Source organism: Micromonospora sp. A202 (assembly GCF_006715105.1).
Classification (GTDB): domain Bacteria; phylum Actinomycetota; class Actinomycetes; order Mycobacteriales; family Micromonosporaceae; genus Micromonospora; species Micromonospora zamorensis.
The window spans coordinates 4,721,449-4,733,986 of sequence record NZ_VFMP01000001.1; the positions used below are offsets into that span (position 1 = coordinate 4,721,449).

Here is a 12,538-nt window from a genome sequence, read left to right on the forward strand (position 1 = left end):
CTGATCAACTCGTGGGTGTGAGCGCCCCACACATGAGCCCCGACGAGTTCCGCCGAGCCGGCCACGCCGTCGTCGACTGGATCGCCGACTACTGGGCGACTGTCGAACAGCGACCGGTCGCCCCGTCCGACCCGCCGGGCATCGTCGTCGCCGCCCTCCCCGCCACGCCACCGACCACCGGCGGCGAACCGGTCGAGGCGGTCCTCGCCGACCTGGACTCCATCGTCGTACCGGGGCTGACCCACTGGCAGCACCCCGGCTTCTTCGGCTACTTCCCGGCCAACACCTCCGGCCCGAGCGTGCTCGGTGACCTGGTCAGCTCCGGGCTCGGTGTGCAGGGCATGCTCTGGGCCTCCAGCCCGGCCTGCACCGAGCTGGAGACGGTGATGATGGACTGGCTGGCCCACCTGCTGGACCTGCCGCAGCGGTTCCGCTCCACCGGCAGCGGCGGCGGGGTCATCCAGGACTCCGCCTCCTCGGCGACGCTGGTGGCCACCCTGGCCGCACTGCACCGGGCCAGCGGAGGGCGCTGGCGCGACACCGGCATCGACCGGCGCTACCGCGCCTACACCTCCACCCACGGCCACTCCTCCATCGAGAAGGCCGTACGCATCGCCGGGCTGGGCAGCGACGGCGTCCGTTCCATCGCTGTGGACCCGGACACCCAGGCGCTGCTGCCCGACGCGCTGCGTACGGCGATCGAGGCCGACCTGGCCGCCGGCGACGTTCCCGCCATCGTGGTGGCGACCATCGGCACCACCTCGACCACCGCCATCGACCCACTGCCCGAGATCGGGACGATCTGCGCCGAATACGGGATCTGGCTGCACGTCGACGCCGCGTACGCGGGCTCCGCCGCCGTCTGCCCCGAGCTGCGGTGGTCGCACGCCGGCCTGGAGCACGCCCATTCGTACTGCTTCGACCCGCACAAGTGGCTGCTCACCGGCTTCGACTGCGACGCGTTCTGGGTGGCCGACCGCGCCGAACTGATCGAGGCACTGACGGTGCTGCCGGAGTTCCTGCGCAACGCCGCCTCCGACTCCGGCGCGGTCATCGACTACCGGGACTGGCAGGTGCCGCTGGGCCGGCGCTTCCGGGCCCTGAAGCTGTGGTTCGTGCTGCGCTGGTACGGCGCCGAAGGGCTACGGGCCCACATCCGCTCCGGGGTGGCGCTCGCCGCCCAGTTCGCCGATCGGGTGCGCGCCGACGACCGCTTCGAGCTGGCGGCGGCACACCCGTTCTCACTGGTCTGCTTCCGACTGCGCGCCGACGACGACGTCAATGCCGCACTGCTGGCCCGGGTGAACGACACCGGGCGGGTGCACCTGACACACACCCGGGTCGCCGGCCGCTACACGCTGCGCATGGCCATCGGCTCCCCGCAGACCACCGAAGCGCACGTCGACGAGGCCTGGACGCTGCTCGCCCACGCGGCCAAAGACCTGCTCAGCCCCTGACGCCCTCTCCCCCGCCGCCGCACCGCACCCCGCACCCCGCACCCCGCACCCCGCACCCCGCACCCCGCACCCCGCACCCCGCACCAAGATCCGCGCAACTTCCCGGATGTTGCTGTCTCCGGCGCGCGGAGGCAGCAACATCCCTGATGTTGTGCGGATCTTCCGCGCGATCTTGACGGGTCAACCCCGGAAAGCGCGGCGTTGATCGTCGAGCGGGTGTGGCGGGCGTTCAGCGCGGGTTGGGCGTACCCGTCGCGGCCAACTCGCCCGCGACCACCGCGGCCGGACTGGCGGGAGCAGCAGGAAGGGCGTCGGGGGTGGCCTCGGCGGTCGCTGCTTCGGCGCGGGCCAGTCGGGTCCGGCGCAGGGCCCGCACGGCCAGCACCAGGGCGGCCAGCCAGCCGGCGGCCAGCAGGGCGTACGTGATGGGGCGGACCGGGCCGTCCAGCTCGGCGGAGCGGAGCAGGGTGCGGGCGTTGGTCAGCACGATCACGCCGCCGACGGCCGCGCCGAGGAGTTGGGCGGGGACGATGCGCACCAGCCAGGCGGCCAGCGGGGCGGCGATGAGCCCGCCGATCAGCAGTGCCGCGACGGTGGGCAGCAGGAACCCCTCGGTGCCCAGCCCGATCAGGAAACCGACGCTGGCGGCGGCGGCCACGACGAACTCGGAGGTGTCCACCGAGCCGATCACCTTGCGGGGTTCCATGCGGCCGGAGACCAGCAGTGCCGGGGTGGCCACCGGGCCCCAACCGCCGCCGCCGGTCGCGTCGACGAAGCCGGCGACCAGGCCGAGGGGGCCGAGGAAACGACCGCGCAGACGCCCGCCGACCCGGTCGGTGCGCAGCGGTCGGGCGAAGCGGATCAGCAGGTACGCGCCGAGCGTGAAGAGGATGGCAGCCATCCACGGCGCTGCCGCCTCGGTGGAGATCGAGCTGAGCACTGTGGCGCCGGCGAACGCGCCGATCGCGCCGGGCAGGGCGATGCGGGTCACCACCCGCCAGTCGACGTTGCCGAACCGCCAGTGCGCGACGCCTGCGGCGAGGGTGGTGCCGATCTCGGCCAGGTGCACCGAGGCCGAGGCGGCGGCCGGGGCTACCCCGGCGACCAGCAGCAGGGTGGACGAGGTCAGCCCGTACGCCATGCCGAGCGAGCCGTCGATCAACTGCGCGACGAGCCCGACCAGAGCGAGGACCAGCAGCTTGCGCACGAGCGCCCCCTGACTTTTCGGCATCTCCTATCGACTTGGTCGACAATGCGGCACGGCGCTGCCAGGGTCAAGCCCCCGATCGGTGGATGGGACGCCTCCATGCGGAGACGGCACGAGAGACGACATCACGCCGCGCCGCACCACGGATGACGTAACCAGTGGCCGCACTGCGAGGACAACAGACGCGGCGCGCCGCCGAGGACGACGTCAAGGGCGCGCATCGCGGCAGAGCCGCCGGGCGGTGCGGGGCGGCGGGTGACGCCGGGTCTGAGCGGAGCGGCGGGTGACGCCGGGTATGAGCGGAGCGGCGGGTGACGCCGGGTCTGAGCGGGGCGGCGCTCAGATCCAGGCGCGCGGGTCGGCGACCAGCTCGGTGACCCGTGCGGGCAGGGTGCCGGCGGCCACGTCGGCGATGCTGACCAGGTCCAGGATTTCCCGCTCGCTCGCCCGCAGCGCGATCCAGACCTCCTGGAGCGCCCGGGCCGGGCCGTGGTAGCCGAGCTGCTCGGGACGCTGCCCGCGTACGTGGGCGAGCGGCCCGTCGATCACCCGGATCACCTCGGCCAGGGAGATCTCCTCGGCGGGGCGGGCCAGCCAGTAGCCGCCCTCCGGGCCACGCTGGGCGTGCACGATGCCGCCGCGACGCAGTTGCAGCAGGATGCTCTCCAGGAATTTCGGCGGGATCTCCTGGGCACGGGCGATCTGGTCGGCCGTGACCGGCCGGCCGCGCCCAGGACCACTGGCCGTCGCGGCAAGCTCGGCGGCCGCGCGGAGGGCATAGTCGACCCGGGCGGATAGGCGCATGCCGGCAAGGTTAGTCGCTGGTCAGCCGGCTGGGCGGGCGACCCTCGGCCGATCGGGTACGCATCGATGGAAACCCGTGCCGCTCGCGCCCGTTCCCGTCACCGATGCGCAGCGGCGAAAGCGCGTCATGATCCACCGCGCGGTGGGGGCCGAAATGCTGTTCTGGAGCGTCCTTATGCTGGGCGGGAGTACGAATGTCCGGCCGTTTACGTGGCCGCCGGCAAGATATAGATAAACACCCGGGTGTGCTCGGGGGGAAGGCAATACGATGACCGATGTCGCCACACGCACCTGGGATGGCATGACCATCCCGGTCGCCGGCACCTATCTTCTCGATCAGGCGCACAAGCGGATCGGTTTCCTGTCCCGGCACATGATGGTGAGCCCGGTTCGCGGCGAGTTCGCCGAGGCCACCGCTGAGATCATCGTGGCGGAGGACCCGCTGCTCTCCTCTGTGACGGCGACCATAATGTCGGCCAGCATCACCACCGGGAGTGTCGACCGGGACACGCATCTGAAGAGTGCCGACTTCCTCGATGTGGAGAGTTATCCCACTCTCGAATATCGAAGCACCGGAATCAAATGGCAGGGCACCGAGGACCCCATATTCCAGTGGGCCCGTCTGCGCAACCATCGGTTGGGCGGACGAGGCCGGAGTCACATTGTTCCGCCGCAGTCCGACAGCACACCCGGACGATTCGTCCTCACCGGTGAATTGACGGCGAAGGGAGTCACCCGGGCTGTCGACCTGGAGGTGAATTTCGGTGGCACCCGTCGTGATCCGTACGGGCAGAACATCTTCGGATTCAGCGCGACGGCTGAGATCAACCGCGAGGACTACGGCCTGCTCTGGAATGTCGTCCTGGAGAGCGGCGGAGTCCTGGTCGGCAAGACGGTGCAGATCGAGATCGCCGGCGAGGCCATCTACCAGGCCTGACCTGCCTCATCCCCGCCACGACGCGGCCGTTGCGGACGCGCGCCTGGCGGGGATGATCGAGAAGGTCAGGCGCCGACGCGGCGGAGCAGGCCCTCCTGGACGGCGCTGGCGATCTGCTGGCCGTCAGTGGTGAACATCCGGCCGGTGGCCAGCCCACGCGCGCCGGACGCCGACGGGCTCAGGCAGTCGTAGAGGAACCACTCGTCGGCCCGGAACGGCCGGTGGAACCACAGCGCGTGGTCCAGGCTGGCGCCGACCAGCCCGCCCGGCCCCCACACCTCACCGTGCGCGGAGAGCACCGAGTCGAGCAGGGTGAGGTCCGAGGCGTAGGTGAGCGCGCAGGCGTGCAGCAGCGGATCGTCCGGCAGTTTGCCGTCGATGCGCATCCAGACCCGCTGGTGCGGGTCGGCGGGCCGGTCACCGGGACGGACCCAGCCGGGCTCCCCCACGTAGCGCACGTCGATCGGACGCGGGATCTGGCCCCAGATGCCCAGCCGCTCCGGGTAGCGGGAGAGCCGGTCGGTCATCGTCGGCACGTCCTGCGGCATGGGTACGTCCAGCGGGGCGATGACCTGGTGGTCCAGACCCTCCTCGGCCCGCTGGAACGACGCCGACATGAAGAAGATCGGCTTGTCGTGCTGGAGGGCGACCGCGCGGCGAACCGAGAAGGACCGGCCGTCGCGGATGTTCTCCACCTGGTACTCGATCGGCTCGACCGGGTCGCCGGGGCGGACGAAGTATCCGTGCAGCGAGTGCACGAAGCGCTCCGGGTCGACAGTGCGGCCGGCGGCGACCAGGGCCTGACCTGCGACCTGGCCGCCGTACACCCGTTGTGGGCCGACCGGGGGGCTCATCCCCCGGAAGGTCATGTCCCCGGTCGGGTCGAGGTCCAGCACTTCCAGGAGCTGGTCCACCGCGGCCTGGCCGACCGCGACCCGACCGTCGCTCACTGCAGCGCCCGCGCCGACGCCGCGTCGACCAGCGACCCGAGCTGGTGTACGCGCAGCGTGTTGGTCGAGCCGGGGGTGCCGGGCGGGCTACCGGCCACGATCACCACGTAGTCACCCGGGTTGGCCCGGTTGAGGCCCAGCAGCGCCTGGTCGACCTGACGGAACATGTCATCAGTGTGCTGCACGAACGGCATCAGGAAGGTCTCCACGCCCCAGGAGAGGGCGAGTTGGTCGCGCACCTCGGGCACCGGCGTGAAGGCCAGCAGCGGCAGGTCGCAGTGCAGGCGGGACAGCCGTCGGACGGTGTCGCCGGTCTGCGAGAAGGCGACGAGCGCCTTGGCGTTGATGGCCCGGGCGATCGACGAGGCGGCGACGGTGAGCGCGCCGCCGTGGGTACGCGGGTCGTGCTGCAACCGGGGCACGCCGATCGAGCCGGACTCCGTGGTCGTCACGATCTTGGCCATGGTGCTGACGGTCAGCACCGGGTACTTGCCGACGCTGGTCTCGCCGGAGAGCATCACCGCGTCCGCGCCGTCGAGCACCGCGTTGGCGACGTCGGAGGCCTCCGCCCGGGTGGGGCGGGAATTCTCGATCATGGAGTCGAGCATCTGGGTGGCCACGATGACGGGCTTGGCGTTCTCCCGGCACAGCTGCACGGCGCGCTTCTGCACCAGGGGCACCTGGTCCAGTGGCATCTCGACACCGAGGTCACCGCGGGCGACCATGACACCGTCGAAGGCCAGCACGATGGCCTCCAGGTGCTCCACCGCCTCCGGCTTCTCGACCTTGGCCAGGACCGGGCGGAACACGCCCTCCTCGGCCATGATGCCGTGCACGAGCTTGATGTCCTCGGCCGAGCGGACGAAGGACAGCGCTACCAGGTCGACACCGAGGCCCAGGGAGAAGCGAAGGTCCTCGGCGTCCTTGTCCGACATGGCGGGCACGCTGACCGCCACGTTGGGCAGCGAGACGCCCTTGTTGTTGGAGACCGGGCCGCCCTCGGTGACCAGGCAGCGGATGTCGTTGCCGGTGACGTCGGTGACCTCGACGGCGACGCGACCGTCGTCGATCAGCAGCCGGTCGCCGGGCTTCACCTCGTGCGGCAGCTTCTGGTAGGTGCAGGAGACGCGCTCCTTGGTGCCGATGATGTCGTCACCGGTGATCACGACCGAGTCGCCGGTGCGCCACTCGTGCGGGCCGTCGGCGAACTTGCCGAGCCGGATCTTGGGGCCCTGAAGGTCGGCGAGGACGGCCACCGGCTTACCTGCCGCCTCGGACGCCTCCCGGACCAGTCGATAGACCGCCTCGTGGTCGGCGTGGCTGCCGTGGCTGAAGTTGAGCCTCGCCACGTTCATGCCGGCCTCGACAAGACCCCGGATGCGCTCCGGGGACGAGGTGGCGGGACCCAGAGTGCAGACGATCTTTACGCGGCGTGTCACGCCCATCAGGCTAGTCTCTCCTTCAGGTCGGACTCGGGGCCGACCCATTGCAGGCAGCGGAACATGTGTCCAACGACGCGCGGTGCGCGTCGGGCCGGCGGGTGGAACCGCACCGGGAACGTTGTGGCGACGGGCAACGGCGACCGCGCGCCGGGAATCGTACGCCTCCGGTGGCGTGAGCTGTCGGGGTGCTCCCGGCGGCAGGTCACCATCAGCGCCGCGACCGGGGCAGGGTGGGCACCGCGGTGAGCAGGTCACGCGGGTCGTAGCGGTGCTTGGCCCGGCGTAGCCGCGGCCAGTTCGCGCCGTAGGCGAGCCGGACCCGGTCGGTCTCCTCGGGGGCGAGCAGGTTGGGGTAGCCACCGGGCAGGGCGTGCGGTGCGAGCGCCGCCGAGGTGTGCTCGGCCCACTCCCGGTGTGGCCTGGCCTGGTCGCCGGGTGCCCAGACCGCGATGATCTCGGTCAGCAGGTGGTCGGTGCGCAGGCCGAACGCCGTGTCGGCGAGACGGACCCGGGTGGCCGCGCCGTGGAAGTGGTGCACGGCCAGCGCGGAGAACGGGGAGCTGACCTGCCGGGCCGCGTCGACGAGCACGTCCACCGTGCTGTCGGTGAGCGCGGGCAGCCAGCGGGTACGCAGCAGGTAGTGGTTGCCGTCGACCATCCCGCCGTCGAACATCCGCAGCGCGTCCGCGTACGGCATCGGGGCGATCTGGTCGACCAGCGGGGTGCCCAGCGCGCGCAGCCGATCCATCCACGGCAGCCCGGCGTCCAGGTCCGGGCCGCTGTAGAACGGGCAGACGAAGATGACCGGTTCGCCGGCCGGGCCGGGCAGGAAGCCGGTCATCACGGTCAGCTCGTCCGGGGCCTCGGCGATGAGCGCGCCGTAGCCGCGCAGGACGGCCGGCGCCTCCGCCAGAGCGAACATGATCATGCCGGCCAGCACGCCGGGCAGCCGGTGCGCGCGGAAACGCAGCTCGGTGACCACGCCGACGTTCCCACCGCCGCCGCGCAGCGCCCAGTACAGCTCGGCGTCGTGTCGAGGGTCGGCGGTGACCCGGCGGCCGTCGGCGAGGACCACCTCCGCGCCGAGCAGGCTGTCCAGGGTCAGCCCGAACCGACCGCACAGCGGGCCGTACCCGCCGGCGAGGGCCAACCCGGCCATGCCCACGTCGCCGACGGTGCCGGTGGGCACCACCAGGTCGTACGGGCGGGCGGCGGCCAGCAGACCGGCGGCCGTGACGCCGCCGCCGATGGTGACCGTGGCCGCGTCCGCGTCGATGTCGACCGCGCGCAGACCGGTCAGGTCGAGCACCACACCGCCGTCGCGCAGCGCCCGGCCGGCCCAGTCGTGCCCTCCGGAGCGGACCGACAGCGGCAGGTGGCACTGGGCGGCGACGCGGACCGCGTCGGCCACCTCGTCGGCGTCCAGGCACTGGGCCACCAGGACCGGCGTGCGCTGAACCGCACCGTTCCAGAGGGTCGTGGTGGTGACGTACGCCGGATCGCCCGGCTCGTGCAGCCGGTCGCCGAGCAGGGCGCGCAGCCGGGCGGTGGCCGTCGCGACATCGGGGGTGGCGGCGGAGATCATGGCGACTCCTCGACCGGGGCCGACCCAAGGCTTTCCGGGTACGCCCCGGCGGCGGCCCTCGCTGGGCGCGACCGTAACACCGGCAGGCAGCCGAGCGCCGTCGCCATCACGACAGCCGTCGATTGACCGGGTGGTCAGCTTTCTGTCTTCACCAGCGGAAACTCCAAGGATCCAGCCGGGCAGAGGAAGGTCAGCACGTCCACCCGGTAGAGCCCGGCCTGCACCGCCGGGTCGGCCTCCAGCACGCTGCGGACGTCGTCGACGCTGCCGGTGCGGGCCAGACCGAAGCCGATCGGTGGCTCCGGCTCGCGGGCCGGCCCGTCCACCGAACCGGCGACCAGGATGATGCCGCTTCGCTGTAGCGCCTGCATGTGCTCGGCGTGCTCGGCCTGCAACCGCTGCACGGTCTCGGCGGGCAGGACCCGTCCGGCAGCGCCGGGATAGATCACGATGCACTCGTACGTGTCGAGCGCGAAGTTGACCTGCGGCACTCCCGCCATGGGTGCTCCCTCTGCCGTCGCGCCGGAAGGCACCGGCTCCGGCCAGCGTCGCACGGACGCCCCGGTCGTACCGGCAGCTTCCGGGCAATGCCCGGCGCGGACTCCAGGCGACCGCCCGACGCGGCTTGCGGGTGAGGTGTCCACGCACACAGTCGGCCGACGAGCGGAATACCGGCCGGCTGCCGGGGGATGATCTATCTGGTGGCGGGTGGGCCTTTCCACGCCCCCACGACACGACGATTGGGGATCGGCCAATGGCGACCAACATCAGTGAGCAGCCCGCGAAGGCGTCCGGCACGTACCGCATCGGTGGCGACGTCACCGTCAACCGGCTCGGCTACGGGGCGATGCAGATCACCGGCCCGGGTGTCTGGGGAGACCCGAAGGACCCGGCCGAGGCGGTCCGGGTGCTGCGCCGCGCGGTCGAGATGGGCGTGACGTTCATCGACACCGCCGACTCGTACGGCCCGTTCGTCTCGGAGTTGCTGATCCGGGAGGCCCTGCACCCGTACGCCGATGACCTGGTCATCGCGACCAAGGCCGGGCTGAGCCGCTCCGGCCCGGGCGACTGGCGTGCGCTGGGCCGCCCGGAGTACCTGCGCCAGCAGTGTGAGTTGAGCCTGCGGCACCTCGGCCTGGACAGCATTCCGCTGTACCAGCTGCACCGGATCGACCCGAAGGTGCCGCTCGCGGACCAGTTGGGTGAGCTGGCGCTGCTGCGCGAGGAGGGCAAGATCCAGCACATCGGTCTGTCCGAGGTGAGCGTCGCGCAGATCGAGGAGTCCCAGGCGATCACCACGATCGCGTCGGTGCAGAACCTGTACAACCTGGCGAACCGCAGCGCCGAGGACGTGCTGGAGTACTGCGAGCGCAACGACCTCGCGTTCATCCCGTGGTTCCCGATCGCGACCGGCGAGCTGGCCCGCCCGGGCGGCCCGCTGGACGCCATCTCCACCGCGCACGGCGCGTCGCCCGCGCAGCTCGCGCTGGCCTGGCTGCTGCGCCGCTCGCCGGTGATGCTGCCGATCCCCGGTACGTCCTCGGTGGCGCACCTGGAGGAGAACGTGGGCGCTGCCGACGTGCGGCTCACCGACGACGAGTTCGAGGCGCTCGCCAAGGCGAGCTGACCCACCGGTGCGGACGCCGTCGGTGTCAGTCGACGGCGTCCGGGCCATCCCGTTTCACCGTACCGTCGCCGACCCGACACTCACCGTCGCGCGCCCGTGGGGGCGGTCCCGCCGGGACCACCCCCGTGGACCGGGTCAGAGCGCGAGGCAGTTGGGTCGCACCGGGCCGTCGACCAGGGCGCCACGCACGATGGTGTACGCCGTGCCGTCGAGCACCAGGCCGAGGTGCCCCACCACCCGCAGCGGGCAGTACGTCTGGATCAGCACGTTGGTCGCACCATCGTTGACCACGGCGTTCCCGGTCGGCCGGACCAGCTCGTCCTGAAGCGTTCGGATGGTGGTGTAGCGAACCGCGCCGGGGGTGTCGTCGCCGACGTTGAGGTCGGCGAGGAACGCCGAGCCGATGGTCATCTGCTGGCAGGCCACGACGCCGGCGCAGCTGCCCAGCCCGAGGAACGCCACGATGTTGGCGACGTAGGTGCCGTACTGCGGTGTGCCGAGGCTGACGTAGCGCCCGATGGCGGCGGTGCCGCCGAGCCGCTTGAGGTAGTAGCGGCTGACCAGGCCACCCTCGGAGTGGGCCACGACGTCCACTGTCGCCGCACCGGTACTGGCGCGCACCTGGTCGACGTAGGTGGCGAACGCGCGGGCGGACGTGGGGATGTCGCCGAGGCCCAGCCCCGGCAACTGGTAGATGAAGGTGCGGTAGCCGTCGGCGCGCAGCCGGGCGGCCATCGGCTCGTACGCGACGGCGATGCCACTGAGCCCGCCGACCACGATCACCGGGTTGGCCGCGGCGGCGGCAGCGAAGGCTTCGGGCGTGGCGGGAGCCGGGGTGGGATCGGCGGGGGCGGCGGTCGCCGTGCCGGCGGACGCGAACAGGGCGGCGGCGACGAGGGACACGACGAGGGCGGTCTTTCGGAGCAGCATGGCTGCACCTCCGGGGGGAGGCACCCGGCGTACCGGGCAGGTGGGTGGGGGTGTCCGGTCGACCGTGCGACGATCATCCCCGCAACAATTCAGAAACGTCAATGACTTGTTACGCGCTGGTAACCCGTTGTCCCGGCGAGGGTGCAAACGCGCAAATCGCGGCGCTCCACATCGGACCGCCGGCCCGGCGCGCGCACCCCGGGTCGGGTCGGCGGATGGCATGCTGTGGCCGTGGCCGCCGACGAACCCACCGAGCGCCAACTACGCGTGATGCCCTGGTGGCTGGTCCTCGTCGGCCTGCTGCTCGCCGCCGCCCTGGGCTGGCTGGTGCTGGACCTGCTGCTCACCGAGGCCGGCCGGGCCAGCCAGCCGGACACCCGCGCCACGCTGCGCATCGACGCGATCCGCACCGGCCTGACCGTGGTCGCCGGCACCGGCGGAGGGCTCGCCCTGCTCCTGGCCGCTCGCCGCCAGTGGATCACCGAACGCGCGCAGCGGCACCAGGAGAGCGTCGCCGCCCGGGACCAGGCCCACCGCGACCGCGTGCAGGCGCACGCCGAGTCGGTGGCCGAGGCCGCGCAACGCCAGCAGGACCGGCAGTCCACCGCCGCCGAGCACGACGCCTCCGAACGTCGACTGACCGAGCTCTACACCCGGGCCGTCGAGCTGCTCGGCAACGACAGCGCGGCGGTACGCCTCGGCGGGCTGCACGCGCTGGAACGCCTCGGTCAGGACAACCCTGGGCAGCGCCCGACGATCGGGGCGGTGCTCTGCGCGTACCTGCGGATGCCGGCGCCCGACGACGAGCCGCGCGAGACGGAGGTCCGGCGCACCGCGCAGCGTGTGCTGACCCGCCACCTGCGGGCGGACGACGTGGCCCACTGGCCGGAGGTGGTGCTGGACCTGACCGGCGCCACGCTGGTCGACTTCGACGCCACGGGCTGCACGCTGGTCGACGCGAACTTCACGGCGACGGCGTTCACCGGCACGACCACCTTCGCGGGCGCGACGGTGCGGGGGCGTGTCCTACTCGGGGCAGCGACCTTCGGCGACGTGGTCTTCGAGGGCGTCGCGGCCGACGGCGAGGTCCTGCTGGACGGCGTCCGCGTCAGCGGTCAGGCCACCTTCGACGGGGCCACGTTCAGCGACGGCCTGTCCTGTCGACGGTCCACCTTCGCCGGCCACACCTCCTTTCGCCAGGTGACCTTCGGTCAGCCGACCAGCTTCGACGCGACCCGCTTCGAGGACTCCACCACGTTCCGGCAAGCCGTCTTCGAGGGCGCAATGTCGATGGAGCACACCGAGTTCGGCCGGTCGGCCAACTTCCACGCTGCCCGCTTCACGAACATGGCGCTGTTCCGCTGGACGGTGTTCGGGGCGGAGGCGTTGTTCGACCAGGCCCGCTTCACCGACGCCGCGAACTTCGGCCGGGCCCGGTTCCACAGCATGGCCAGCTTCCGCGACACGCAGTTCAGCCGGCCACCTCAGGTCGATCAGGCCCGGGCGGTGGTCGACCCTGGTCATCGCTGGCCGGCGGGCGCGGTGGTCCAGCAGCTCGATGACGGGTGGCTGTTGCTGGTCGACCGCTGACCGGTCGGC

General features: G+C 71.8%; 11 protein-coding genes. 4 read left to right on the plus strand and 7 right to left on the minus strand.

Translation table 11 applies throughout. The features are described from left to right. The first annotated feature begins 17 nt into the window (after positions 1–17). Entirely contained in the window at positions 18–1,457 is a 1,440-nt protein-coding gene (locus FBZ33_RS21675; RefSeq protein WP_255509003.1) for a pyridoxal-dependent decarboxylase, read from the plus strand. 229 nt (positions 1,458–1,686) lie between these two features. Here FBZ33_RS21675 and FBZ33_RS21680 read toward each other — a convergent pair whose 3' ends face one another. After that, positions 1,687–2,664, minus strand: a complete 978-nt coding sequence (locus FBZ33_RS21680; protein WP_141910477.1) for a sulfite exporter TauE/SafE family protein — start codon at positions 2,662–2,664, stop codon at positions 1,687–1,689. Positions 2,665–3,003: 339 nt separating this feature from the next. Then, positions 3,004–3,468, minus strand: a complete 465-nt coding sequence (locus FBZ33_RS21685; protein WP_088949303.1) for an Rrf2 family transcriptional regulator — start codon at positions 3,466–3,468, stop codon at positions 3,004–3,006. Positions 3,469–3,736: 268 nt separating this feature from the next. Between FBZ33_RS21685 and FBZ33_RS21690 the strand changes: the two genes are divergently transcribed. Further along, positions 3,737–4,405 (plus strand): YceI family protein, encoded by a 669-nt coding sequence (locus tag FBZ33_RS21690; RefSeq protein ID WP_141910478.1) that lies wholly within the window; start codon positions 3,737–3,739, stop codon positions 4,403–4,405. Between the two features lie 65 nt (positions 4,406–4,470). Here the strand turns inward: FBZ33_RS21690 and FBZ33_RS21695 are convergent, their stop codons facing one another. From FBZ33_RS21695 to FBZ33_RS21710, 4 genes are all read right to left on the minus strand, one after another. Beyond that, positions 4,471–5,355 carry an acyl-CoA thioesterase II gene (locus FBZ33_RS21695; protein WP_088949304.1) on the minus strand — a complete coding sequence of 295 codons (885 nt, stop codon included), beginning with the start codon at positions 5,353–5,355 and terminating at the stop codon, positions 4,471–4,473. Beyond that, a complete protein-coding gene (gene pyk / locus FBZ33_RS21700) occupies positions 5,352–6,800 on the minus strand; it encodes a pyruvate kinase (RefSeq protein WP_088949305.1) in 1,449 nt (482 codons plus the stop codon). The genes FBZ33_RS21695 and pyk overlap by 4 nt, the downstream gene beginning before the upstream one ends. 205 nt (positions 6,801–7,005) lie before the next feature. Continuing rightward, positions 7,006–8,382, minus strand: coding sequence for an FAD-binding oxidoreductase (locus FBZ33_RS21705; protein WP_141910479.1), 1,377 nt, complete (start codon positions 8,380–8,382; stop codon positions 7,006–7,008). Between the two features lie 134 nt (positions 8,383–8,516). Continuing rightward, positions 8,517–8,882, minus strand: coding sequence for a YciI family protein (locus tag FBZ33_RS21710; protein ID WP_088949307.1), 366 nt, complete (start codon positions 8,880–8,882; stop codon positions 8,517–8,519). A gap of 254 nt (positions 8,883–9,136) precedes the next feature. Between FBZ33_RS21710 and FBZ33_RS21715 the strand changes: the two genes are divergently transcribed. After that, on the plus strand, positions 9,137–10,009 hold the full coding sequence (locus FBZ33_RS21715) for an aldo/keto reductase (RefSeq protein WP_141910480.1): 873 nt from the start codon (positions 9,137–9,139) through the stop codon (positions 10,007–10,009). A 135-nt stretch (positions 10,010–10,144) separates the two neighbouring features. On the opposite strand, the gene FBZ33_RS21720 is transcribed toward FBZ33_RS21715, so the two are convergent. Beyond that, positions 10,145–10,939: an alpha/beta fold hydrolase gene (locus FBZ33_RS21720; protein WP_141910481.1), complete on the minus strand. Its 795-nt coding sequence runs from the start codon at positions 10,937–10,939 to the stop codon at positions 10,145–10,147. A 231-nt stretch (positions 10,940–11,170) separates the two neighbouring features. Between FBZ33_RS21720 and FBZ33_RS21725 the strand changes: the two genes are divergently transcribed. Continuing rightward, the gene (locus FBZ33_RS21725; protein WP_141910482.1) at positions 11,171–12,529 is read left to right on the plus strand and encodes a pentapeptide repeat-containing protein; all 1,359 of its coding nucleotides are present in this window, start codon (positions 11,171–11,173) and stop codon (positions 12,527–12,529) included. Positions 12,530–12,538 lie beyond the last annotated feature (9 nt).

What these genes read in the sequence shown, in the direction of transcription:
- FBZ33_RS21705 (WP_141910479.1), bottom strand. Translation starts at nt 8,382, where the DNA reads ATGATCTCCGCCGCCACCCCCGATGTCGCGACGGCCACCGCCCGGCTG.
- FBZ33_RS21685 (WP_088949303.1), bottom strand. Translation starts at nt 3,468, where the DNA reads ATGCGCCTATCCGCCCGGGTCGACTATGCCCTCCGCGCGGCCGCCGAG.
- FBZ33_RS21690 (WP_141910478.1), top strand. Translation starts at nt 3,737, where the DNA reads ATGACCGATGTCGCCACACGCACCTGGGATGGCATGACCATCCCGGTC.
- FBZ33_RS21710 (WP_088949307.1), bottom strand. Translation starts at nt 8,882, where the DNA reads ATGGCGGGAGTGCCGCAGGTCAACTTCGCGCTCGACACGTACGAGTGC.
- FBZ33_RS21715 (WP_141910480.1), top strand. Translation starts at nt 9,137, where the DNA reads ATGGCGACCAACATCAGTGAGCAGCCCGCGAAGGCGTCCGGCACGTAC.
- pyk (WP_088949305.1), bottom strand. Translation starts at nt 6,800, where the DNA reads ATGGGCGTGACACGCCGCGTAAAGATCGTCTGCACTCTGGGTCCCGCC.
- FBZ33_RS21720 (WP_141910481.1), bottom strand. Translation starts at nt 10,939, where the DNA reads ATGCTGCTCCGAAAGACCGCCCTCGTCGTGTCCCTCGTCGCCGCCGCC.